This is a genomic window from Leisingera sp. CC-HEC096, assembly GCF_059429235.1.
The window spans coordinates 49,269-72,848 of record NZ_JCAIJS010000008.1 but is presented as its reverse complement, the minus strand read 5'-3'; the positions used below and the strand labels follow the sequence as shown (position 1 = coordinate 72,848).

General features: G+C 66.8%; 20 protein-coding genes. 12 read left to right on the top strand and 8 right to left on the bottom strand.

Translation table 11 applies throughout. The annotated features are described in order from the left end of the window. The first annotated feature begins 13 nt into the window (after positions 1-13). On the top strand, positions 14-2,410 hold the full coding sequence (locus AC5STI_RS22145; RefSeq protein WP_495448383.1) for a thiamine pyrophosphate-binding protein: 2,397 nt from the start codon (positions 14-16) through the stop codon (positions 2,408-2,410). Between the two features lie 42 nt (positions 2,411-2,452). On the opposite strand, the gene AC5STI_RS22140 is transcribed toward AC5STI_RS22145, so the two are convergent. From AC5STI_RS22140 to AC5STI_RS22115, 6 genes are read right to left on the bottom strand one after another with little or no spacing between them, the layout of a single operon-like run. Further along, positions 2,453-3,226, bottom strand: a complete 774-nt coding sequence (locus AC5STI_RS22140; RefSeq protein WP_495448382.1) for a LamB/YcsF family protein — start codon at positions 3,224-3,226, stop codon at positions 2,453-2,455. Positions 3,227-3,235: 9 nt separating this feature from the next. Further along, entirely contained in the window at positions 3,236-4,252 is a 1,017-nt protein-coding gene (locus AC5STI_RS22135; protein WP_495448381.1) for a 5-oxoprolinase subunit C family protein, read from the bottom strand. Beyond that, on the bottom strand, positions 4,249-4,995 hold the full coding sequence (locus AC5STI_RS22130; RefSeq protein ID WP_495448380.1) for a 5-oxoprolinase subunit B family protein: 747 nt from the start codon (positions 4,993-4,995) through the stop codon (positions 4,249-4,251). The genes AC5STI_RS22135 and AC5STI_RS22130 overlap by 4 nt, the downstream gene beginning before the upstream one ends. Further along, positions 4,995-6,290 carry a TRAP transporter large permease gene (locus AC5STI_RS22125; RefSeq protein WP_475054382.1) on the bottom strand — a complete coding sequence of 432 codons (1,296 nt, stop codon included), beginning with the start codon at positions 6,288-6,290 and terminating at the stop codon, positions 4,995-4,997. The genes AC5STI_RS22130 and AC5STI_RS22125 overlap by 1 nt, the downstream gene beginning before the upstream one ends. A 9-nt stretch (positions 6,291-6,299) precedes the next feature. Then, complete coding sequence (locus tag AC5STI_RS22120) at positions 6,300-6,848, bottom strand: TRAP transporter small permease (RefSeq protein WP_174145074.1); 549 nt, start codon at positions 6,846-6,848, stop codon at positions 6,300-6,302. A gap of 58 nt (positions 6,849-6,906) precedes the next feature. Then, positions 6,907-7,878 carry a TRAP transporter substrate-binding protein gene (locus AC5STI_RS22115; protein ID WP_475054378.1) on the bottom strand — a complete coding sequence of 324 codons (972 nt, stop codon included), beginning with the start codon at positions 7,876-7,878 and terminating at the stop codon, positions 6,907-6,909. Positions 7,879-8,083: 205 nt separating this feature from the next. Here AC5STI_RS22115 and AC5STI_RS22110 point away from each other — a divergent pair, with 205 nt between their 5' ends. Beyond that, complete coding sequence (locus AC5STI_RS22110) at positions 8,084-8,605, top strand: winged helix DNA-binding protein (protein WP_027234624.1); 522 nt, start codon at positions 8,084-8,086, stop codon at positions 8,603-8,605. 30 nt (positions 8,606-8,635) lie between these two features. Here the strand turns inward: AC5STI_RS22110 and AC5STI_RS22105 are convergent, their stop codons facing one another. Further along, positions 8,636-9,919 (bottom strand): replication initiation protein, encoded by a 1,284-nt coding sequence (locus AC5STI_RS22105; RefSeq protein WP_495448379.1) that lies wholly within the window; start codon positions 9,917-9,919, stop codon positions 8,636-8,638. A gap of 590 nt (positions 9,920-10,509) precedes the next feature. On the opposite strand from AC5STI_RS22105, the gene AC5STI_RS22100 reads away from it, so the two are divergent. After that, positions 10,510-11,934, top strand: coding sequence for an AAA family ATPase (locus AC5STI_RS22100; RefSeq protein ID WP_495448378.1), 1,425 nt, complete (start codon positions 10,510-10,512; stop codon positions 11,932-11,934). Next, a complete protein-coding gene (locus tag AC5STI_RS22095) occupies positions 11,912-13,003 on the top strand; it encodes a ParB/RepB/Spo0J family partition protein (protein WP_495448377.1) in 1,092 nt (363 codons plus the stop codon). The genes AC5STI_RS22100 and AC5STI_RS22095 overlap by 23 nt, the downstream gene beginning before the upstream one ends. 261 nt (positions 13,004-13,264) lie before the next feature. Here AC5STI_RS22095 and qhpR read toward each other — a convergent pair whose 3' ends face one another. Further along, positions 13,265-14,320: an AraC-like transcriptional regulator QhpR gene (qhpR, locus tag AC5STI_RS22090; protein ID WP_495448376.1), complete on the bottom strand. Its 1,056-nt coding sequence runs from the start codon at positions 14,318-14,320 to the stop codon at positions 13,265-13,267. Between the two features lie 160 nt (positions 14,321-14,480). Here qhpR and qhpG point away from each other — a divergent pair, with 160 nt between their 5' ends. From qhpG to AC5STI_RS22050, 8 genes are all read left to right on the top strand, one after another. After that, on the top strand, positions 14,481-15,839 hold the full coding sequence (gene qhpG, locus AC5STI_RS22085; RefSeq protein WP_495448375.1) for a flavin-dependent monooxygenase QhpG: 1,359 nt from the start codon (positions 14,481-14,483) through the stop codon (positions 15,837-15,839). Further along, on the top strand, positions 15,815-17,338 hold the full coding sequence (gene peaA, locus AC5STI_RS22080; RefSeq protein ID WP_495448374.1) for a quinohemoprotein amine dehydrogenase subunit alpha: 1,524 nt from the start codon (positions 15,815-15,817) through the stop codon (positions 17,336-17,338). The genes qhpG and peaA overlap by 25 nt, the downstream gene beginning before the upstream one ends. A gap of 17 nt (positions 17,339-17,355) precedes the next feature. After that, a complete protein-coding gene (peaB, locus tag AC5STI_RS22075; RefSeq protein ID WP_495448373.1) occupies positions 17,356-18,780 on the top strand; it encodes a quinohemoprotein amine dehydrogenase maturation protein in 1,425 nt (474 codons plus the stop codon). Continuing rightward, positions 18,777-19,100 (top strand): quinohemoprotein amine dehydrogenase subunit gamma, encoded by a 324-nt coding sequence (gene qhpC / locus AC5STI_RS22070; protein ID WP_008558561.1) that lies wholly within the window; start codon positions 18,777-18,779, stop codon positions 19,098-19,100. The genes peaB and qhpC overlap by 4 nt, the downstream gene beginning before the upstream one ends. Before the next feature lie 13 nt (positions 19,101-19,113). Then, a complete protein-coding gene (gene peaD, locus AC5STI_RS22065) occupies positions 19,114-20,193 on the top strand; it encodes a quinohemoprotein amine dehydrogenase subunit beta (protein ID WP_495448372.1) in 1,080 nt (359 codons plus the stop codon). A gap of 125 nt (positions 20,194-20,318) precedes the next feature. Then, the gene (locus AC5STI_RS22060; RefSeq protein ID WP_495448371.1) at positions 20,319-21,932 is read left to right on the top strand and encodes an ABC transporter ATP-binding protein; all 1,614 of its coding nucleotides are present in this window, start codon (positions 20,319-20,321) and stop codon (positions 21,930-21,932) included. Continuing rightward, positions 21,929-22,585: a subtilisin-like serine protease QhpE gene (gene qhpE / locus AC5STI_RS22055; RefSeq protein WP_495448370.1), complete on the top strand. Its 657-nt coding sequence runs from the start codon at positions 21,929-21,931 to the stop codon at positions 22,583-22,585. The genes AC5STI_RS22060 and qhpE overlap by 4 nt, the downstream gene beginning before the upstream one ends. Continuing rightward, a complete protein-coding gene (locus tag AC5STI_RS22050) occupies positions 22,582-23,574 on the top strand; it encodes a helix-turn-helix domain-containing protein (RefSeq protein WP_495448369.1) in 993 nt (330 codons plus the stop codon). The genes qhpE and AC5STI_RS22050 overlap by 4 nt, the downstream gene beginning before the upstream one ends. The last annotated feature ends 6 nt before the right edge of the window (positions 23,575-23,580 follow it).

Below are 23,580 nucleotides of genomic sequence, written 5' to 3'. Positions count from 1 at the left end.
CAAGGAGACCGCCATGCGCCCCGATCCTGCCCACCTCAAGACCATCGAACAGCGGCTGCTGTGGCTGTCGCACTGGATGGTTCACCACGCCAACCACATCCGCCCCAAGGCGGACGGCATCAAGGTGGGCGGGCATCAGGCGTCCTCCGCCTCGATGGTCTCGATCATGACGGCGCTCTATTTCTCCGCCCTGCGGCCCGAGGACCGGGTGGCGGTGAAACCCCACGCCGCGCCGGTCTTTCATGCCCTGCAATACCTGATGGGCAACCAGACCCGGGAGAAGATGGAGAACTTCCGCGGCTTCGGCGGCGTGCAAAGCTACCCCAGCCGCACCAAGGACGTGGACGACGTGGATTTCTCCACTGGCTCGGTCGGGCTGGGCGTGGCGATCACCTCCTTCGCCTCGCTGATCCAGGACTACATCACCGCCAAAAGCTGGGGCGCAGACGCCCCGATGGGCCGCATGGTGGCCCTGGTTGGCGACGCCGAACTGGACGAGGGCAACATCTACGAAGCCCTGCAGGAAGGCTGGAAGAACGATCTTCGCAATTGCTGGTGGATCATCGACTACAACCGCCAGTCGCTCGACGGCATCGTCCGCGAGGGCCTGTTCGAACGGATCGAGAAGATCTTCGACGCCTTCGGCTGGGACGTGGTGCGGGTAAAATACGGCGTGCTGCAGCGCGCCGCCTTTGCCGAGCCCGGCGGCGAGAAACTGCGCGGCTGGATCGACGCCTGCCCGAACCAGGAATACTCCGCCCTCACCTTCATGGGCGGCGCGGTCTGGCGCCAGCGGCTGCTCGACGACCTTGGCGACCAGGGCGACGTCACCGCCCTGATCGAACGCCGCAGCGACGCCGAACTTGCGGCACTGATGGAAAACCTCGGCGGCAACTGCGTCGAGACGATGGCCGAAACCTTCGACGCCATCGACCACGACCGCCCGGTCTGCTTCCTGGCCTATACGGTCAAGGGCTGGGGCACGCCGATTGCGGGACACAAGGACAACCACGGCGGCCTGATGAATTCCACCCAGTTCGCCCAGTGGCAGGCGCATATGGGCGTGCCTGAGGGCCAGGAGTGGGATCCCCTCGCCACCGTTCAGGACCCGGAGGGCCTGCGCAAATTCCTGTCCGAAGTGCCGTTCTTTGCCCAAGGCACCCGCCGCTATGCCGACGCCCATCTGCCGGTGCCCGAAATCGCCGCCCCAACCGGCCGCGAGATTTCGACCCAGATGGCCTTTGGCAAGATCCTCGACGATCTCTCCAAGGGCAGCAGCCAGCTGGCCGACCGCATCGTCACAACCTCGCCGGATGTGACCGGCACCACCAATCTCGGCCCCTGGGTGAACCGGCGCAAGCTGTTCTCCCGCACCGCCCAGGCCGATGCCTTCATCGAACACCGCATCCCCTCCACCGCGAAATGGGAATTCACACCGGAGGGCCAGCATATCGAACTGGGCATTGCCGAGATGAATCTGATGCTGCTCTTGGGCGCCGCCGGCCTGTCGCATTCGCTGTTCGGCAAGCGGCTGATCCCCATTGGCACCGTCTATGACCCCTTCGTCAGCCGCGGCCTCGATGCGCTGAACTACGCCTGCTATCAGGACGCGCGTTTCATCCTGGCGGGCACGCCGTCGGGCGTCACCCTGGCTCCCGAAGGCGGCGCGCACCAGTCCATCGGCACCCCGCTGATCGGCATGTCCCAGGACGGGCTGGCCGCCTTTGAGCCCGCCTTCGCGGATGAGCTGGCGGTGATCATGCAATGGGCCTTCGACTATGTGCAGCGCGACGGAGAGGGCGACCCGGACGAGCGCACCTGGCTGCGCGACGAGACCGGCGGCTCGGTCTATCTGCGCCTCACCACCAACCCGCTGGAACAGCCCGGCAAGCGCGCCGATGACGCCTTCCGCCAGGGCACCATCGACGGCGCCTACTGGCTGCGCCCGCCGGGGCCGAACTGCGAGGTAGTGATTGCCTACCAGGGCGCCGTCGCGCCCGAGGCGATCAAGGCCGCAGGCATGATTGGCGAGGCGCGCCGCGACGTCGGCGTGCTGGCGGTGACCTCAGCCGACCGGCTGAACTCCGGCTGGACCGCCGCCCAGCGGGCGCGCTCGCGCGGCAACGCCGCGGCGCAGTCCCATGCCGAAACCCTGATGGGTGCCCTGCCGCCGCACTGCAAGCTGATCACTGTGATCGACGGCCACCCCGCCACCCTGTCCTGGCTGGGCTCGGTCGCGGGCCATCAGACCATCCCGATGGGGGTAGAACATTTCGGCCAGACCGGCACCATCGGCGACCTCTACCGCCACCACGGCATCGACGCCGCCGCCATCGTCGAAAAGGTGAACGGCCTCACCGCCGGCAAACAAGCCGCCCGCGGCGCCTTTGCCGCAATGGCGCGCAGCTGAGACCTGAAAAAAGCGGGGGCTATCTGCCCCCGCTTCACCCTTTTACAGCACCGCGCCGCTGAACTGGGCCAGCTCGACGCCGCTCTCCTGCAGCGCGCGGCGCACATCGGCGGCAATCGCCACCGCCGCAGGCGTGTCGCCATGCAGGCAGATGGTGTCGATCCGCGCCGGGATGCGCTTGCCGCTGGCGGTGATGATGGCGCCCTCGCGCACCATCTCGACCATCCGCCGCCCGGCCTCTGCCGGATCATGGATCACCGCACCGGGCAGGCTGCGGTCCACCAGCGTCGCATCGTCGTTATAGGCCCGGTCGGCAAAGATCTCACACGCCGTCTTGCAGCCCAGCTCCTGCGCCGCCTGCTGCTGCGCGGTGCCCGCCAGCACCATCACGATGATCTCCGGATCCACCGACAAGGCCGCCTGATAGCAGGCCCGCGCCATCGCGATATCTTCCGAGGCCATATTGGCCAGCGCCCCGTGCAGCTTCAGATGCCGCACCGCGCCGCCCGCCGCGCGCGCCATCGCCTGCGCCGCGCCCAGCTGGTAGCGCACCATATTGCCCAGCGTCTCATGCGGCACCGACATCCGGCGGCGGCCAAAGCCCTGAAGGTCGGGAAAACCCGGATGCGCGCCGATGCCGACATCCCTGGCCACCGCGTGTTTCATCGTCGCGGCCATCACATCCGGATCGCCCGCATGATAACCGCAGGCGATATTGGCCGAGGTCACGATATCCAGCAGCCCGGCATCATCGCCCAGCGACCAGGCGCCAAAGCTTTCGCCCATATCGGCATTCAGATCGACAGTTCGGGTCATGTCATCTCCTCACAAGACATCTTCTTCACCGGCAATCGCGCCGCTGATCAGCTGATAGGACAGCAGGTTCGCCATGGTGCGCGGATCCCGGATCAAAGGATAGCACTGGCTGCGCAGCCCCTCGCGCCGCTCCGCCTCGGCCCGCTCCAGCTCTACCGCCTCCTCCAGCGGAATGAAACGGAAGTGCAGCTCCGCCCCCGCCGCCGCCTGCGCCAGCAGCGGCAGATCGCAGGGAATCACCGTGCCGATCCGGGGATAGCCGCCGGTGGTCTGGCTCTCCGCCAGCAGCACATAGGGCGTGCCGTCGCCGGTCACCTGGATGTCGCCGGGCGTAATCACCTCCGACACCACCGTGCGCGCGCCGTCGGGCCGGAAGCCCTCGCCATCGCTTTCCATCGGAACGCCCATCCGGTTGCCGCGGGCGCCGCGGCGGAAGGCCGTCTGCTCGAACCGCGTCAGTTCAGCTTGCGGGAACAGCGAAGTCTGCAGGCTCGCCACAACCCGCACGGTGCCGCCCTCGAACCGGTCGTCCGGCGCCAGCCCCAACCCGATGGTGCGGCCGCTGTCAGCGCCGGTGTCCAGCACGTCGCCTTCTTTCAGCGGCGCGCCGATACCCGCCGCCAAATGCGCCGAGCGTGCGCCCAGATGCTCCGGCGTCTGAATGCCGCCGCCGACGTGCAGATAGCCATAGCTGCCGCTCTGCGCCGCGCCGATCACCAGCCGCGCCCCCGCAGGCAGCAGGTGGCTGGCGTTCCAGGCCACGGCGGTGCCGTCGATGCTCGCCCGCATCGGCGCGCCGGTCAGCGCGATGCGCAATTCGCTGTCCGCCTGGAACTCGCCGCCCATGCCGGCCATCTCGACCGCCGCCAGATCCGCGCCCTGCCCCAACAGCGCCGCACCCTCCGCCAGCGCCAGCCGGTCGGCAGCGCCGCCGCGCGACACCCCGTATTCCAGCCAGCCCGGGCGGCCGCCGTCCTGAACCGTCACCCCCGGTCCTGCGCGCAGTACGGTCAACGTGCCGGTCATGACAGATCCTCCGCCTTGGCGCCGCCCAGCGGATCGCGCCGCAAGCCTTGCAGCTCTTCCGGCGTCACCGGGGTGAATTGCACCTCATCGCCGGGGCGCAGCAGGAACGGCTCCTCCGCATCCGGGCGGAACAGCCGCACCGCGGTCTGGCCTGCGTGCATCCAGCCGGTGGGCGTGGCCACCGAGAACAACACCAGCTGCCGGATCGCCACCGCCAGCGCACCTTCGGGAATGCGGGTGGTCAGCTGGGTCTGGCGCGGGATATCCCAGGCCTCCGGCAGCTCGCCCAGATAGGGCTGGCCGGGCGCAAAGCCGATGGTCTGCACCCGCACCCGCGCCGCCGAAAGGGAGGCCACCGCCTCCGCTTCGGTCATGCCCGCGGCCTCGGCCGCCTGCGGCAGCTGCGGCGCCAGCTCGGTGCCGAACACCGCCGGAATGCGCCACAGCCGGCGCTGGCCGGGCAGCTCCGCCGCGTACCAGTCGCGCTGCGCCAGCAGCGCCCCCAGCCGCGCCCGCAGCGCCGCATGGTCCAGATACCGCAGGTCAAACCGCACATAGGCCGACACCAGCGAAGTAGAGACCTCCTCGACCCCGTCCCAGCTTTCCTCGGCCAGCGCGGCGCGGAACGCCAGGGCGGCGCGGTTGGCCGGCTCGCTCAGGCGGCTGCCAAAGCTTACCAGCATCCCGTCCACCCCCACCGTGCGGATTTCGGGAACAGGTGTTGCTGCGCTCACCTCGGCCATCACATCTGCTCCGGCAGGAAGGTCACGATGGACGGGAACAGCACGATCAGCACCAGCGCCACCACCATCAGGAAGAAGAACGGCAGCGCCGCCTTGGCCACGGTCAGAATGTCCCGCCCGGTCAGCGACTGCAGCACAAACAGGTTGAAGCCGACCGGCGGCGTGATCTGCGACATCTCCACCACGATCACCAGGAAGATGCCGAACCACAACGGATCAATGCCCGCCTCCAGCACCATCGGCATGATCACCGACGCGGTCAGAACCACCACCGAAATCCCGTCGAGGAAGCAGCCCATGATCACAAAGAAGATGGTCAGCGCCGCCAGCAGGGTGAAGGTCGACAGGTTCAGCGATCCGATCCACTCCGCCAGAATGCGCGGAATGCCGGTGAACCCCATCGCCACGGTCAGGAACGACGCCCCCGCCAGGATAAAGGCGATCATGCAGGAGGTGACGGTCGCCCCCATCAGCCCCTCGGTAAAGCTCTGCCGGGTCAGCGAGCCGGACTGCCACGACAGCAGCAGCGCCAGCACCACGCCAACGGCGGCGGCATCGGTGGGCGAGGCAATCCCCGCATAGATCGAGCCGATCACCCCGCCGATCAGCAGCACCACCGGCAGCAGCCTGCGGGCGCGCTTCAGCTTCTCGCGGAAGGTGGCCGCAATGTCCTCAGTGGGCAGCTTGCTGCGGTTCAGCAGCGCCCAGACCACCACATAGCCCACGAACAGCCCGACCAGCAGCACGCCGGGCAGCACGCCTGCGACAAACAGCCGGGCGATGGATTGCTCGGTCGCCACGCCATAGACGATCAGGATGATCGACGGCGGGATCAGCAGCCCCAGCGTTGCGGAACCGGCCAGCGTGCCGATCACCAGCTTTTCGGGGTAGCCGCGGCGCGCCAGCTCCGGGATCGACAGCTTGCCGATGGTGGCGGCAGTGGCGGCGGACGACCCCGACACCGCAGCAAAGATGCCGCAGGCAAAGACGTTCACATGCAGCAGCTGCCCCGGCAGCCGGTTCATCCAGGGCGACAGCCCGGTGAACATGTCCTCCGACAGGCGCGAGCGGAACAGGATCTCGCCCATCCAGATGAACAGCGGCAGCGCCGCCAAGGCCCAGGAGTTGCTGTGGCCCCACATGGTGGTGGCCATCACCAGCCCCAGCGGCGCCTCGGTGAACAGCGCCATCGCGGCGATACCCACGCCCAAGAGGGCAAAGGCCACCCACAGGCCGGCGCCCAGGAACAGGAAAAGAAGGACCAGAAGAATGATGGAAAGCGCGGCAACCGACATTATGATCCCCTATTCGCTCAGAAGATTTTCGCCCTTGCCCTCCCAGGAGGGCAGCGCGCCGCGCAGCATGCAGACCAGCTCGTCCGCCAGCGCCAGGGTGAGGATCGCAAGGCCAAGCGCCACCGGCGCCTGCGGCAGCCACAGCGGCACCGACACCATGCCCGCGCTGCGGTCGCCGAACTCCAGCGATTCCAGCAAGAGCAGCCCCATGTACCAGGTCGCATAGCCGCTCATCGCCAGCGCCAGCAGGATCACTCCCAGTTCCGTTGCGCGGTGGGCGGCAGCAGGCAAGCGGTTGGTCACCAGCGTCACCCGGATATGGCCGCCTGCGCGCAGCGCATAGGCCAGCGCCAGGAAGGTCGAAGCCGCCAGGAAAAAGCCGGTGAAATCCGCATAGGACGGGATCGTCAGGCCAACGCCGGTTCCGGTCAGCGCCACCGCGATCTTGTCAGCGAGGTTCAGGCACACCTGTGCAAAGACCAGCGCCACAATGGCCACGATAAACAGTGCTGCCAGCCCGCCGGCCGCACGGTAGATGAAATCAAGCACAACCCGCATGGCTGCTCCTCCTCCCCAGGAGACCGGACGCCGCCCGCGGCGTCCGGTCAAGGTCATGTTACTGCTGGTAGGCGTTCAGCAGGGTGGCACCGGCCTCCCCGGCCTCGCCTTTCCAGTTTTCCAGCATCTCGGCGCCAATGGCGCGCAGGCCCTCCATCAGCTCCTCCGACGGCTCGGACACGGTGATGCCGTTTTCCTTCAGCACCTCGATCTGGCTGCTGGTCTCGGCCCGGCTCATCTCCCAGCCGCGCGCCTCGGCCTCAGCCGCGGCTTCCAGAATGGCGGTCTGGGTCGCCTCGTCCAGACGGCGGAACGCGCGCTTGTTCACCACCACGATGTTCTTCGGGATCCAGGCCTGGATGTCGGTGTAATGGGTCAGGAAGTCCCACGCCTTGGAGTTCACGCCGGTGGAGGGAGAGGTGATCATCGCCTCGACCCGGCCGGTGCTGAAGGCCTGCGGAATGTCCGGCACCTCAACCTGGGTCGGCGCGGCGCCTGCCAGGTTGGCAAACTGCTCCAGCGTCGCGTTGTAAGTGCGGAACTTCAGCCCCGCCAGATCCTCGACACTGTTGATTTCCTTGGTGGTGTACAGCCCCTGCGGCGGCCACGGCACGGCGTACAGCGCCATCAGCCCCTGCTCGTCCAGCAGCCCGTCGATCACGTCCTTTTGCGCTGCCCACAGCCGCTCGGCCTCTTCATAGCTGGTCGCCAGGAACGGCAGCGAGTCGGCGCCGAACGCCGGGTTGTCATTGGCCAGCAGCGACAGGAAGAACTCGCCCGCGGGCACCTGGCCGCTGCGCACCGCCTTGCTGATTTCGGGGTGCTTGAACAGCGATCCGGCCGAATGGACCTTGATCTCCAGCCCGCCCTCGGTCGCCTCGGCAACGTCGCTGGCGAACTCTGCGATGTTCTTGGTGTGGAACGTGGCGTCCGGATAGGGCGTCGGCATGTCCCAGGTTGCGGCAAGAGCCGGGACGGACAGCCCGGCGATCAGAACGGCCGCGCCGCCCAGCATACGCGAAAATTGCATTTTTTCCTCCCAATGCGAAACATTGCAATAATGTATCCATAACGCTGATAATTTGTCAACGTTTTGCCAAGATGCAGCCGCCGCCCTGCCCCGTCCGGCAGCGGCCACCGGCCGGACAGCCTGCTTGATCTCCTTGATACTTTACCCTTTTATGACCACATGCAGATAAAACGCCGGGGTTTTATCGACAAAGAAGGGGTAAAACATGGCCGAAAAGAAACCGGATTCCCGCCGAATCGTCTCCTCCCGCCACCTGGCAGAGGGCGAAGGCTGGGAGCTGTCGGAGCTGGAATTCGGCCTGATCATCGCCTCCAACGCCTTTTCCCGCTGGATGACACGCTGCATGGCGGCGGCCGGCCAGCCGGATCTGAACCCGCTGGAAATCCTGATCCTTCACAACGTCAACCACCGCGGCAAGGACAAGCGCCTGTCCGACATCTGCTTCCTGCTCAACATCGAGGACAGTCACACGGTGAATTACGGGCTGCGCAAGCTGCTTAAGGCCGGGCTGCTGGCTTCGGAAAAGCGCGGCAAGGAAGTGTTCTACCGCACCTCCGCCGAGGGCGCGGAGCTGTGCTCGGCCTACCGCGACGTCCGCCGCCAGTGCCTGCTCGACGGTCTCTCCGCCGCCGACCTGCCGGGCAAGGACCTGCGCGAGCTGGCCCGCAGCCTGCGGGCGCTGTCCGGCCACTACGACCAGGCCAGCCGCGCGGCCGCCTCGCTCTAACAGATTGACGTTCCGCGGCGGGCTCCTGCCCTACCCGGCCAGCTCCTCGAATGCGCCCGGGATCAGTTCCTCCCAGAACTCCGCCATCTGGCTGGCCAGCAAGGCCGCGGCCCAGCCGCGGTTGCGGAATTCCTCGCGGTCGATCTCATCCTCCAGGCGGCTCAGGAACAACCGCTTGTCGGCATCCCGCTGCGTTGGCGAGCGCCCCGCCGCCAGATCGCGGATCCGCTCCAGCCGCTGCGCCCTCAGCGCGCGTTCCTGCGCCTTGGCCGCATCCTCTGCCGCCGCCTTGCGCGCCGCTTCAGCCTCCGCCGCCTTGCGCGCCTCAGCTGCCGCCAGCACCTCCGGCGAAACCTCTTTCACCGCCTCGGCAGGCGCATCCTTGTAATCGTCCCGCAGCGCCGCACTCAGATAGCGCACCGGGCTGTCCACCCCCTTGCGCCCCTTCAGATAGCCGACCTTCTCGGCCACATAATCCTCGCCGTGCTCGGCAATCCACTGCCGCGCCAGCCGGTCGCTGACGCCCAGCTCCATCAGCTGGCCGTAAACCGCACCCTGCCGCACCCCGGCGCCGTCGTCGATATCCAGCATCGCCAGCTGCGGGTTCTCCTTGATCAGGAACCGCACCTCGGCCACCTGCCGCCCCATCTTCTTGAACTCCGGCGTCAGCAGGATGTTCGACGTCTTGTTCACCTCCGCCACCGCCGGCTTGATGATCTTGGCGTTCAGATGCTTAAAGCTCTCGTAATAGGCACTGCCGTCCACCCCCATCAGACGGCGGAACAGCGCAATGTCCCACCAGCCGGTCGAGCCCGTCCGCACAAACCGGTAGCAATTCTCATACAGCGCCAGCGCATGGCCGCTGGTGAACCGCCGCTGGATGTTCAGGTTGATCAGGGCAAACACCTTGGGGTCATGCAGCTTCTCCGCCAGCGCCGGGCTGTAGGCGTATTCGCACACCCCGCCCTGCAGCTTGGCATAAGACAACAGCGAACTGACCCCCCACTCCTGCTTGCCGTTTTCATCCAGCATGTCCCATTCCGCCACCGTCTCCGCCAGGCTGCGCAGCGATTGCTTCAGCGTCTCCATGTCGTTGGAGTTGTAGCCCACCATCATGCACAGCGTCTGCGCATCGATCTGGTGCTTGGGCTTGGAGATCAGGGCGTCATAGGCGTTGAGCAACAGCACATTGGACAGCTTGCGCTGCAGCAGCGTCAGCTTGCCCGAGACATGGATCGCGGCCACGTTCTTCTTGACCGACCCCCGGCGCAACGGCCCGGTCAGCTTGCTGTGCGGGATATCGTCTGGATCCATCGCCCTGCCCTCTTTCCCCTGGCGGCTTGACGCTCTTGCGGGGATTCTGCTCTGGACAGACTATGGCGCAAAAGGAACCCGCGCTCAATCCCGGCTTGGGGACCCGTTTACAGGAGAAGGCCATCCCGGAAACGGGTACCTTAAGACCGGACCGGCCCCCGCAGGCCCCGGATACCGCCCAATTCCCCCGGTTTCCGGCCGTTCCGGGCGCTCAAACGGCCTGATTTCCGGCCCTAGGGGCACGGGTACCCGTCCTCCCGCGAATCGGGACCCTTGCTCCCGCAGACAGGTACCCATGATCCTGCAAACGGGTTCCTTTGCTCCCGGATGCGGGTCCCCAAACAGTATCAAGCTTTTGAAATAAAACGGATTACCAGAGATAAAGACTCTAAACTGAATCAAAGATTCACAACATTTCAACCTGTTTGTGCGATAGTATTTTGCGGGGAAAAGAGACATATATTCCGCGGATTACGGACGGCAGCGGAAAACAGATGCGCTGCCAGATAATGATTCACTCTCTCCCACAGATGTGCGACAAAACCGGTGATAACACGCCAAACAGGCGATTTTACCGAGGCACACGAGACATGGCAAAGAAACCGGACACTCCCCTGCCCCCCTATTTCAACCTGGATCCGGAGGCGGCAGCGGCCAAGCTGGGCGAGCTGGTCGACACCGCCAGATTCGCCAAGGCCGCCGCATTTGCAGGCCGGGGGCGCGATGACCTGGCCAAGCGCGGCTACGCCCCCGACGGCCGCAAGCGCTTGCGCAAATTCTCTACCTGGGAGATCACCCGCTACCTGATCCCCGTCGCCCCCGCGCACCTGCGCCGGGTGCTGAACAAGAACCCCGACCTGCCTCAGGGCGAGGGCGCCAGCGGCTCCAAATGGTTCACGCTGGAGGAGGTGCTGAAACTGCGCGACCATTTCGCGGAGGAAGGCATCTCCACCAAGGAATACCGCCCCTACCGTCCCGAGGGCCTGCCTGCCAAGGTGGTCGCCGTCGCCAACTTCAAGGGCGGTGTCGGCAAGACCTCAACCGCCGCGCATCTGGCGATGTCGGCAGCGCTCGACGGCTACAAGGTGCTGGTGGTGGACCTCGACAGCCAGGGCTCCATGACCTCGATCCTCGGCGGCCAGGTGGCCGACGAATGGCAAACCGTCTTCCCCCTGCTCGCCCGCGATTATGCCGAGGCGGTGGAGGCCGAGAACAAGGTCCGCGCCGCCGCCGGTTCAGACCCGATCCCGCTGGACGAGACCCTGACCGAGGCGCAGCAGGTTTCGCTGCGAAACGTGGTGCAGAAAACCCACTGGCCCAATATCGACCTGATCGGCGCCCAGCTGAACCTCTACTGGGCGGAATTCCAGATCCCGGTCTGGCGCATGGGCCTGCGCAACTGGGCGCTGTGGGACGCGCTGACCAACGCGCTGGACCAGGGCGGCGCGCTGGATGACTATGACATCATCCTGCTGGATACCCCCCCTGCCCTTGGCTACCTCACCATCAACGCGCTGGCCGCCGCCGACATTCTGATGGTGCCCCTGGGCGCCTCCTTCCTGGAGTTCGACTCGACGGGGCGTTTCTTCGACATGCTTTATTCCACCTTCGCCTCCATCGAGGATGGCGAGAACGCCGCCCGCCGCCGCGCCGGCCTGCCGGAGATGAAATTCGAATGGGACGTGGTGCGCGCCCTGATCACCCGCTTCGACGCCAGCCAGCAGACCGATCTGGCGAACGTGATCCAGGCCTATTTCGGCGACATGATGAACGCCTACCGGCAGGATTACACCGCCCTGGTCGGCCAGGCCGGCGAAAGTGTTTCCGGCATCTACGAGGCGGATTACCGCAATTTCAACCGCGAGACCTACACCCGCGGCCGCGAGGTGTTCGACCGCACCTATGCGGAATTCAAGGAGCTTCTGATCGGCAGCTGGTGGCGCGATCAGCAGATGGAGCAGGCAGAGCAAGGCAAACAAGAGGACAGAGCAGATGGCACGCCGCAGACAGCTTGAGACCCCCTCGCCCGAGGCGCTGAAAGAAATCGAAGCCGGCATCGACCGCGACCTGGCGCGCAGCCCGGGCCTGCGGCCGCCGATTGCCGATGTGGTGGCCGACGCCGCCCGCCATGCCGACCCCCTGCCCCAGGCAGGCCGTGAGGTCGCGGCCCGAGACCGCGCCGATGCCGAACGGCTGCGCGCGGCGGAAGAAAAGGGGCTGGTGGCGGTGGAGCTGCCCATCACCGACATCACCGCCGAGGCGCTGAACCGCGACCGCATCGTCATGGACGAAGACGAGATGCAGGAACTGATGAGCTCGATCTCCGTCAACGGCCTGCGCCTGCCCATTGAGGTGTTCGAACCGCAGAACCACGAGGACGCGGGGAAATACGCGCTGGTATCCGGCTACCGCCGCCTGACCGCGCTGCGCCGTCTGAATGCGCTCAGCGGTGGAGACCGGTTCCAGACCATCCCCGCCTTCATCCGCGCCCCCGGCAGCATCGCCGATGCGCTGGTCGCGATGATCGAGGAAAACGAGGTCCGCTCCGGCCTCAGCCAGTACGAGCGGGGCCGCGCTGCTGCCTCCGCGGTGCATGACGGCGTGTTCCCCACCGTTGACGAGGCGGTGGCGGTGCTGTTCCAGACCGCCTCCAAGGCCAAGCGCTCCAAGATCCGCTCATTCGCCCTGATCCACGAGGAGCTGGGCGACATGCTGGCCTTTGCCACCGGCCTCAACGAACGCCAGTGCCTGCGGCTTGCGGGCGCATTACGGGCCGGTCTGGCGGAACCTATCCGCACCGCCTTGGAAGAAGCCGGCGGGCGCTCAGCCGCGGAGGAATGGGATGCCATGCTGCCGCTGATCGAACAAGCTGAAGGTGCGCCGCAGGATCCCAGCCGCGGCGGCCGCCCGAAGGCCGCGCAAAAGATCGAACGCGCGCGCAAAACCCGGGTGGCCCGGGGCATCACCATCGAGCGTGAGCTCGGCCCCAGCGGTTATGCCATCCGCTTTTCCGGCAGCGAAGTGACCGCGGAACTGGTCGATGCAGTGATGGACAACGTGCGCCATCTGCTGGAGCACGGCTGAGCGGGCAGGGCGCTTGCCCCTGGTTTCGCAGCGAAACCCCCGGGCTTTGGCCGGGGGTTTTTCTTTTGCTGGGGGAGGTGCAGCCAGGGTGTTTCGCGGGGTTTCGCTGCGAAACCCAATGCCGCTCGCCCAACAACCTGCACTCTTGGAGCGCATGAAATTCTTTCTAAGGGTTGTGACCGCACCGGCAGGTTTCGCTGCGAAACCTCTCCGTGCGGGCTCGGGCCGGGGGGACTGCGACCCTTTCAACGGCGCAGCCGGTCAGTTGGCGGCTGAGACCGGTTTCCGGACCGTAGTCCCGGAGCTGTCCGAACAGGACTGCTTGCGGAACTGGCTGGGGGTCGCGCCCTCGTGCTGGCGGAAAGCGCGCTCGAAAGCGGAGACTTCGGAATAGCCCAGCCGCTCCGAGATATCGTGCAGCTGCGCGCCCGGGGCCAGCAGCATGCGCTTGGCGATCTCCATCCGGCAGCCTGCAAGCAGGCGGGAAAACTTCTGCCCCTCATCCTCCAGCCGCCGCCGCAAGGTGCGGCGCGACATGCCCAGGGCGGCTGCGATGGCGGTCTGCTCAAATCCTTCGCGGCCGATCCGCATCAGCAGCTCGCGGCGCACCCGCACGGTGACTGGTGCATCGCGTTCGCTCTGACGGGCGGTGCGGACAATCGACTGCGAGGCGGTCTTGAACGCCGGGTTTTCGCCGCCCGCCAGCGGTAGATCCAGCAGGCCCGCGGAAAACACCAGTGTGTTCGAGGGCGCCGCATACTGCACCGGGCAGCGCGGGCCGGCGGCGCTGCGGCTGTGCAGGGCGCTTGATTCGTGCTCCAGGGACAGCAGCTCGGGCCGCCAGTCCGGGCCGGTGGCAGAGCGGATCAGGCTGTGGAACACCGACAGTGTCAGCTCCGCGTCCTGCTGCCGCGGCCAGATGCGGGTGTCGAGGATCCGGTAGGTCAGCCGCGCCTTGTCCCCGTCGACCGTCAGCCGCAGTTCCGAGTCGCTTTGCACCATCGGAAAGGCATTGCGGAACAGCGCCAGCGCCGCCCCCAGCGTTGGCGCCTGCAGGATGTATTCCCCAAGCGTGCCAAGGTTTTGCAGGTTGAAGACCGAGCCGACCCGCCAGCCGAAATCGGGCAGGCCGAGCTGGCCGGAGGCATGTTCGCAGAAGTCCACGAATTTCTTCAGCCCGATCTCGCCGTCCAGGTCCTGGGGGCTGATCCCGGCGTTGCGGGAGATCGCGGCGGCATCGCCGTTCATGAACTCGACGGCCCGCAGCGGGTCGTTCAAAGTGGAGGCGGAAATCCGGGGCTGATAGGTGTGTGGCATCGCGCAGTTCCTCAGGATTGCGCCAGAATACCGTAAAAATCCGCTATTCCAGAAAAATTGCCGCAGGCAGGTCTCAAGCGGCCGATTCTGTCCGGAAATGTCGGGTTGTTGTCCGGATGTGTCCGCCACAAGGCGCGGCCCGCCGGGGCACCTTGTGCAAATGGCACCTCAAATTGGCACCTTTGATATTGCGATTGCAGGCGGCGGACCGGCCGGGTCGGTGGCGGCGGTTCTGCTGGCGCGGGCCGGGTTCCGCGTGGCGCTGGCTACGCTGCCGCCGCGCGGCCCCCGGTATGAGGGCATGTCCGCCCGCGTCGCGGCGATCCTGGCGCGGCACCACCTGCCGCTGGCCGGCATCGGCCCGGCGGCGCAGCGCCATGTCAGCTGGGGCGCGTTCCAGGGCGGGCAGAACAGCGAGCATCTGGCCGACCGCAGCGCGTTTGATGCCGGGCTGCTGAAGGCGGCGCGGGCCGAGGGTGTCAGTGTTGTTTTCGCATCTGTGTCCAGCGTGCGGCCTGATGCAGGTGAAATCCGCCTGGCCGATGGCACATGCCTGTCTGCCCGGCTGCTGTTTGAGGCCCGCGGCCGCCGGGCGCCGCGCCAATCCACTGAATTGAACCGCGCTGAGCTGGCCGGGCCGGACACGATCTCCGTTGCCGGATTCGTGCCGCCGCAGGCGGGAGATATGGAAACGCCGCGGATTGAGGCCCGGCCTGATGGCTGGGTCTGGTCGGTGCCTGTGGAACGGGACCGGCTGTGGCTGCAGGCGGTGGGCGCTGCGTCCTCGCTGGGGCAGTCAGGTGGCAAATCCGCCGTGGCGGCGCTGTGGACCGCTGTGGCGGGAGAGACCCCGCTGCCCCGCCGCCCCGTTGTTCATGCGATTGCGCCGCGTCTGGCGGCGCCGGATCTGGACCCGCGCTGCCCGCGGCTGGGTGATGCGGCGGTGGCGCTTGATCCCCTGTCGGGGCACGGGATGTTCTGGGCGGTGTCCTCGGCGCTGATGGCGGTGCCCATCGCGCGGGCGCTGCTGGCCGGAGAGGCGGACTTGGCGCGCGATTTCTACCGTAACCGGGTTGCAGAGACCTTCTGGCGGCAGGCGCGGGTAGGCCGGGATTTCTACCGCGAGGCGGGGTTTCAGACACCGTTCTGGCAACAGCGTTCGGCCTGGCCGGATGATGTGGCGGCCCATGACACGGACATCCGCCCGCACACCGCGATGCGGGTGGTGGTGCAGGACGGGTATCTGGCCCGGCGCGAGGTGCTGATCACCCGCGATGCCCCCGGCGGTGCGGCTTTTGCTGCCGGGCAGGAGATCGTGCCGCTGCTGCGCCGCCTGAACGGGCATCCGCTGCCGGACGCGGCCCGTTTTCACAGCGCAGTTCTGCCCGAGGCCCCGCCGCAGGCGGCGCGGGCGATCCATCAATGGCTTTTGTCACAAGGCTTTACCGAGGGGGCGCAGATCCCCTGGGAAACTGCAAACAGGGAGACTGATCCATGCAACTACGACCCCGCGGCCTGACGGCTGCACTTCTGATATCCGCGGCGGGCGCGGTGCCGGCAATGGCCAGCGAGGACCTGCTGAAAAACACCTGCTCAAGCTGTCACACGGCAGAGGAGGGCGGGCTGAGCCGGATCAGCGGCCAGCGCAAGACGCCCGAGGGCTGGATGATGACCATCGTCCGGATGCAGCAGGCGCACGGGTTGGAGATCAGCGCCGAGGACCGCCGGGCCATCGTGCAGCATCTGGCGGACATGCAGGGTTTGGCACCGTCCGAGGCCGCGCCGTTCCGCTATGCGCTGGAGAAGGACCCGAACGCGCAGGAGAGCTTTGACGAGCCGTTCGCCTCGATGTGCGCGCGCTGCCATACCGGCGCGCGGGGGCTGCTGCAGAACCGCACGGCGGAGGAGTGGGAACTGCACATGGACTTCCATGTCGGCCATTTCCCCACCATCGAATACCAGGCGCTTGGCCGCGACCGGGAGTGGTACAAGATCGCCCGCACCGAGATCGCCGGCTATCTGGCGGAGCAGAACCCGCTGGAGACGGCTGCCTGGGCGGACTGGCAGGTTGCGGAGAAGCAGCCGGTGGCTGGCGATTGGGTGGTGATGACCGATCTGCCCGGCATCGGTGAGGCCTATGGCAAGCTGAAGGTGACGGGCGATGCCTCGCCCTATCAGGTCAGCGGTGAGTTCATGACGGCGGATGGCACCGCGCATCCGGTGTCGGGGCAGATGAACCTCTATACCGGGTATGAATGGCGCGCCAATCTGGATGTTGGCGGTACCGCCTACCGCCAGGTGCTGGCGCTGTCGGAGGATGGCAACAGCCTGCAGGGCCGCCAGTTTGATCGCAGCAACGACGCCCTGGGCGCGCCGCTGACGGGCGCGCGGGACGGGGCTGGCAGCGTTATCCTGGGCACTGTTCCCTCTGCCGTTCCGGCGGGAGAGGCGCAGGTGCAGGTGGTTGGCACCGGGCTGGACGGGCTGGACGCCTCTGCCGGCGAGGCGGCTGCAAATGGCTTTGGCGCGGCGCTGTCGCTGGCGGCTGAGGGCAATGGTGTTGTCACCTTCAGCGCGGGCGGGGCAGAGGGGCAGGTCGCCCATTACACCTCGGTCGACAGCTTGCGGGTGGAGCCGGAGTTCACCATCGCCCGGGTTGGCGGCGGCAGCGAGGAAGGTCCGGCAGCGGTGCCTGCCTATTTCAACGCGGTTGGCATGTGGAACGGGCCTGACGGCGAGGCCGGGACCGATGATGATGTGCGCATCGGACGGGTTGAGGCGCAATGGACCGTGGCCAACGCGCATGAGCACGCAGCGCACATGAAAGATACTGAATTTGCAGGGGAAATGCAGCCAAGTGGCATCTTTGCGCCCGCGGTTGCCGGCCCCAATCCGGATCGGCCATTTAGCGCTAACAATGCGGGCGAGCTGACCGTGCGGGCGGAGGCGATGGGCCAGCAGGCAGAGGCGATGCTGATCGTCACCGTGCAGCGCTTCATCGACCCGCCGATCCGCTGAGACAGGGGAGAGAGACCATGAAAGACTTTCACTATCAGCCGGCCAATGCGCACCGTGTTGAGGTCGAAGGGCGGGAGGTTCTGTTCCATGTGCCGACCACCTCGATCTTTGAGATGGACGGAGTGGACCGGGATATTCTGGACTATGCCGCGCAGGAGCAGGCGTTCTCGATGGACGAGTTCGAGGCTCGGTTTGCGGCGGAGGATGCGGCGGCGCGGCTTGATGGGCTGGTGCGGCTGGATATCGTCAATGACGGCCGTCCGCTGCAGCCGGAACGGCCGCCGATCGAGATCGAGACCTTCCCGCTGACCACCATCGTTCTGAACGTCAACACCGGCTGCAACCTGGCCTGCTCCTATTGCTACAAGGAGGATCTGGCGGTGCCGTCCAAGGGCCAGAAGATGGCCTTTGAGACGGCGCGGAAGTCGGCGGAGATGCTGCTGGCGGAGAACCCGGACCGGGACAGCTACAACATCGTGTTCTTCGGCGGCGAGCCGCTGTCGAACCTGCCGTTGATCCGGCAGGTGGTGGACTGGGCTGAGCCGCATTTTGCGGGGCTTGGCAAGGAGGTGAAATTTAGCCTCACCACCAACGCGACGCTGCTGACCGAGCCGCTGATCGACTGGCTGGATGAACACCGTTTCGGCCTGACGGTCTCCATCGACGGGCCCAAGGCGCAGCACGACCTGAACCGCAAGACGGTGGGCGGCAAGGGCACCTATGACACCGTGGCCGCCAAGGCGCGGCTGCTGCTGTCGCGCTATAAATCCAAGCCGGTGGGCGCCCGCGTGACCCTGACGGCGGGGGTCACCAATATCGTGGAGATCTGGGATCATCTGATCAACGACATCGGCTTTGCCGAGGTGGGGTTTTCGCCAGTCACCTCGGGAGACATGGATGCCTTCAACCTCAACGGGGCCGAGCTACTGGAGGTGTTCGAGGGGATGAAATCCCTTGGCAGGCTCTATGTCGAGGCGGCGCTGCAGGGCCGCAACATCGGCTTTTCCAACATGCATCAGATGATGAACGACCTTTACGAGGGGCGTTCCAAGGCGCTGCCCTGCGGGGCCGGGGTGGGGATGCTGGCGGTCAATCACGACGGCGCGCTGAACCTGTGCCACCGGTTCACCGGATCGGAGATGGACCAGTTCGGCACCGTCGATGAGGGCATCAAGCGCAAGGAGCTGTCGGGGTTCATCAAGGCACGCTCCGACCGCACCGAGAAGGGCTGTGCCACCTGCCGGATCCGCAACCTGTGCGCGGGCGGCTGCTATCACGAGAGCTATGCCCATTTCAGCGATCCGATGATGCCGACCTATCACTACTGCGACCTGATGCGCGACTGGATCGACTTTGGCGTGGCCGCCTATGCCCGGCTGATCGCCCAGGCGCCGCAGTATTTTCACCAACATGTTGCGCCGAGGAGGGCGTTTGGAAAATGAAACCGCTCAATCAGAAAGCCGAACGCGTTCAGCAGGCTGCGGCCCAAGGCCAGATGGAAGAGGTCCGCGCGATGCAGACCGTGACTGCCGGATGCGCCACCACATTCGACCCGGGCTGGGAGGTAGATCCCTTTGGCGGGCTGGCCGCCCTGTGCCAGCCGATGGAGGCGGACCTTTACGGCTGCTCCGACCCCTGCTGGTGGCCCGCGCAGGTGCCCGACATCATGGTCAACCACCCGAACTGGGACGAGGGCGCCCCCAATGCCGCCAAGGACTGGCGCGCGCTTGGCGCCACCTATCCCACCGATGCCGAAACCTGAGGAGACCCGCATCATGAAATCCGCGCTTTTTGCTGCTGCTGCGTTTTGCGCGTCAGCCCTGCCGCTGGCCGCTGGCGACCTTCTGGTGACGGTGGCCCGGCCTTCCAACCTCTATGTCTTTGACGCCGAAGACCGCTCGGTCAAGGCCGACTGCGACCTGGGGGCGAATGTGACGCCCGGTGTCATTGCCATGTCGCCGGACAACCGCATCGCCTATGTGCTGCTGAACCACTGGCAAGATGTGGTCGGGGTCGATATCGAGACCTGCGAAAAGGTGTTCCATGCCGCCCAGTCCGAGGGCGATGTGACCCGCCGCTCGCTGGCGTCGCTGGCGGTGTCCAAGGACGGCAGCCAGATCTACACGGTGCGCAATCCGGTGCGTAAGAAAACCGACCGCTATGAAGTAATGCAGCCGGAGTTTGCCGTCTATGACGCGAGCGCCGGGCTGGAGGCAAAACCGTCCGCCACCTTCGAGGCGCCGCGCCGCTCCACCCTGATGGCGAGCGACCGCAACGGGCAGGTCTATGTGGCCGGGCATGAGATCTACCGGGTGGATCCCTCCAACGGTGAAACAGAGGTGGCGATTGCCAATGCCAGCTGGGACCGCCCTACTTACAGCCCGCCGGATGTGCTGGCGTTCTGGCCGACCGGCAGCCAGAACGACGAGATGCTGCTGATGTATACCGCGGCGGTGTTCACTGATGAAACCCAGCAGGAATTGGCTGACTTTGTCTGGGGGTATCAGTCAGTTGACCTCACCACCGGGGAGACGGAGATCGCCGATTTTGCCTCCTTCGAGGTGCTGATGTTCTCGGCCGTGCGCAGTGCGACCGATCCCAAGCACCTCTATGGCGTCTATACCCAGCTGTCCAAGCACAACTTGGAAACCCAGGAGCTGGTGAAGCGGGTGGACCTGCCGCACACATACTATGTCATCAATGTCTCCAGCGATGGGAAAGAAATCTACGTCGCGGGCACCAATGACGACATTGGTATCTATGACAGCGAGACGCTAGAGCGGGTGGGCGAGATCCGGATGCCGTCGGGCGGGGATATGTCGGTCTCGACGCTGCATGTCGTGCCGCAGGGATGACCGGGCCTGCTGCCAAACTCTCCCCCCAGCCGGGCGGCACTGCTGCCGCCCGGGCCTGGCCGCGCCTGCCATCGCGTGCGGGCGCGGCGCTTTTCACGCCTGCCACGGCGGCTTGGCTGCTGCCTATGCTGCGTCCGCACCGGCGGCGGCTGGCGGTGCTGTTGCTGATCAGCTTTGCTGCGGCTGCGATTGGATTGCTGCCGCCCTATATCAGCAAGCTGGTGATCGACCGGGGGCTGATGGCGGGGGATGCGGCGCAGCTGGTGATCTGGTCGCTGGCTTTGTTCGGGATCGGTCTGCTAGCCACCGGCACCGGCGCGCTGAGCAACATCCTGCATATGCGCGCCTCGGTCCGGATGCTGGCGCGGATGCGGCAGCGGCTGCTGTCGCGGCTGGCCGCCAAGCCTGCCGGGTGGTTTGCCAGCCAGCGCGCGGGTGAGCTGCTGGCGCGGGTGGATGGCGATGCGGCGGAGGTGCAGAAGTTCGCGTTCAACGCGGTTCTGGGCGGCTCCTCGGCGCTGATCCGGCTGATTGGCGGCTCGGCGATTCTGATGGTGCTGGACTGGCGGCTGGGGCTGCTGACGGCGCTGCTGGCCCCGGCCGAGCTGGCCTTTCTGATCTGGGCGCGGCCCCGGACCGAGCGCCACGCGGCAGCGGTGCGCGAGAGGCAGGGGCAGTATGCGGCTGGGCTGTCGGAGACGCTGTTCGGCCTGCCCGCGCTGCAGGCCGCCCGTGGAACGGGATGGGCTGAGCGGCGCAGCCTGCGCGACCATGCCGGGCTGAGCCGGCGGCTGATTGCGCAGAACCTCTGGGGAGAGTTCACCCGTGCGGTGCCGGTGCTGCTGTCGGCCTTGACCCGCTCGGCGATCTTTCTGGCGGGCGGGTTGATGGTGATACGGGGCGAGTGGCCGCTGGGCTCACTGATCGCCTTTGTGGCCTACATGGGCTTCATGACCGGGCCGATGCAGTCGCTGCTGGGCCTGTGGCACGCGCAGGCGCGGGTCAAGGTTGCGGCGGCGCGGCTGGATGCGGTGATGCAGGCGGATGGCCCCGCCCGGGCGGCCGGTTTTGCGCCTGCCGGGTATGATCTGCGGCTGGCGGGCGTGACCGTTTCCCGCGGGGCGGCGGCGCCGGTTGGGCCGCTGACCCTGACCATTCCCGAGGGTGCCAAGGTGGCGCTGAGAGGGGCAAGCGGGGCGGGCAAGACCTCCTTGCTGGCGGTGCTGTGCGGGCGGGCGCAGCCCCTGGCCGGGCGTGTCACCTTGGGCGGTGCGGATCTGAGCCTGCTGGGCGGGGCAGCCTTGCCGGAGCGGGTGGCCTATGCCGGGCAGCGGCCGTTTACCCTGCGCGCCAGCCTGCGGGACAACCTGTTCCAAAGCCGCGCCTTCTGGGCTGATCCTGAGAATGAAACGCAAGTCTGGGTGCTGCTGGAGCTGTTTGGCTTGGCAGACAGGTTCCGCGGGGCAGGGGGGCTGGACACCATGCTGGGCGAAAGCGGGCTGACCCTGTCGGGCGGCGAGCGGCAGCGGCTGTGCCTGCTGCGGGCGCTGCTGCAGCCCTTTGATATCCTGATCCTGGATGAAGCGCTGTCGGAGGTGGATCCCGCCACTGCGGCCCGGATCCTGGCCCATATCGACAAGAGTTTTCCCCATGCCACCCGCATCCTGACGGCCCACGGCGGGGCAGCGGCGGGCGGGGCGTTCGACATGGAAATCGACCTGACGGAGGGGACGGCATGACTCGCGCGCCACTGATCGCGCTGATTGACGGGCCGCTGGCGGTGGAGACCCCCGGCCTTGCCGCCCGCATAGACCTGTGCGCGCTGCATCCGCGGGCTGCCGAAAGCCCGGCGGCGCTGCACGCCAGCCACATGGCGGCTGCCATCCGCGCCAATGCGCCGGAGGTGCGGCTCCTTGGGCTCAGCATTTTTCCGGGGCGTTTGTCCACCTCGGTCGCCACCGTGGCGGAGGCACTGCGCCGCACCGCAGAGTCGGAGGCGGAGATCGTTCACTGCTCCTTTGGGCACGGTGAGGCCAGCCCGCTGCTGGTTGAGGCCGTGGCTGAGGTGCTGGCGGCGGGCAAGCTGCTGGTTGCCTCCGCCCCGGCGCGCGGCGCGCCGGTCTATCCGGCGGGGTGCGACGGGGTTCTGTCCGTTCAAGGCGATGCCCGCTGCGCGCGCGGCCAGTGGTCGCTGCTGGATCTGCCGGGGGCGCGGTTCGGGGCCTGCCCGGGCGCTTCCGGCGCGCCGGTGCGCGGAGCCAGCCTGGCGGCGGCGCATTTCACCGGGCTGCTGGCCCGGGCCTGCATGGACGGCGGGGTCGAGGATATGCTGGAAACCCCATCCTTTACGGGCCGGGAGCGTATCGGGGCAGGGGGGCCGCAGGCGGCATGAATTGCTTTGATCATTGGAACAGCACCTTGCGGGCCAGCTGCGGCCACTATTATGCGGCCCCGGACCGGGCGGTGCGGGATTGGGCGGGAAGCTTTGACCTGCGCCAGCGGGGCGGCGTCGATGTGGCCGAAGTCCGCTGTCCGCCCGCCCGCATCGAGCGCACCCGCAAGGGCATCCTGCGCGACGATCAGGAGCATTTTTTTCTGCTGCGCCAGCTGGCGGGGGAAACCGGCATCCTCCACGCGGGCTGCGAGACGCTGCTGCGGCCGGGGGAGTTTCTGCTGCTCGATTCCACCCGCGCGGCGGAGCTGAGCGTAAGCGGTCGGCCTGCCGCGTTTCTGTCGGCGCGTCTGCCGCGGGCGCTGGTGCTGGAGCGGTGCCGGCAAATGCCCGCGGCGGGCTGCAAGATCACCCCGGCGCATCCGCTGCACGCCAGCCTGTGCGGGCTGCTGGATCGGGACGGCGCAGGGGACAGCGCGGGCTATATCTTTGACCTGGTGCCGCTGGCCTTTGCCGCCGGGGCGCGTCCGGGGGCGGGCAGTTTGGGCAGCCGCAAGCACCGGTTCCGGCTGGTGCGCGAGACGCTGGAGCTGCTGAGCGGCGACCCGGGGCTGACGGTGGACGCGCTGGCCGCCCGCACCGGGCTGTCGCGGCGCCAGTTGCAGCGGGAGTTTCAGGAGAACGGCACCACCTTCACCGAGTGCCTGACCCGCGCCCGGCTGGCCGCGGTGGCGGGCAAGCTGCGCCATGCGGCACGGCAGGGCGCCCGCGTGCCGATTGCCCAGATCGCCTATGGCGCCGGGTTTGGCGATATCTCCCATTTCAACCGCACCTTCCGCCAGCAGTTCGGCTGCTCGCCGCGCGGGTTCCTCAGCACCTGCACTTTCAGCGGATTTTTGGCGCAGGACGCAAACTCTTTGGCACCGGCGCCCAAGACCGCGCAGGCGGGGCGTGGTTGTCTTTATCAATCAAACCCGGCTGACGGATAAACAGGG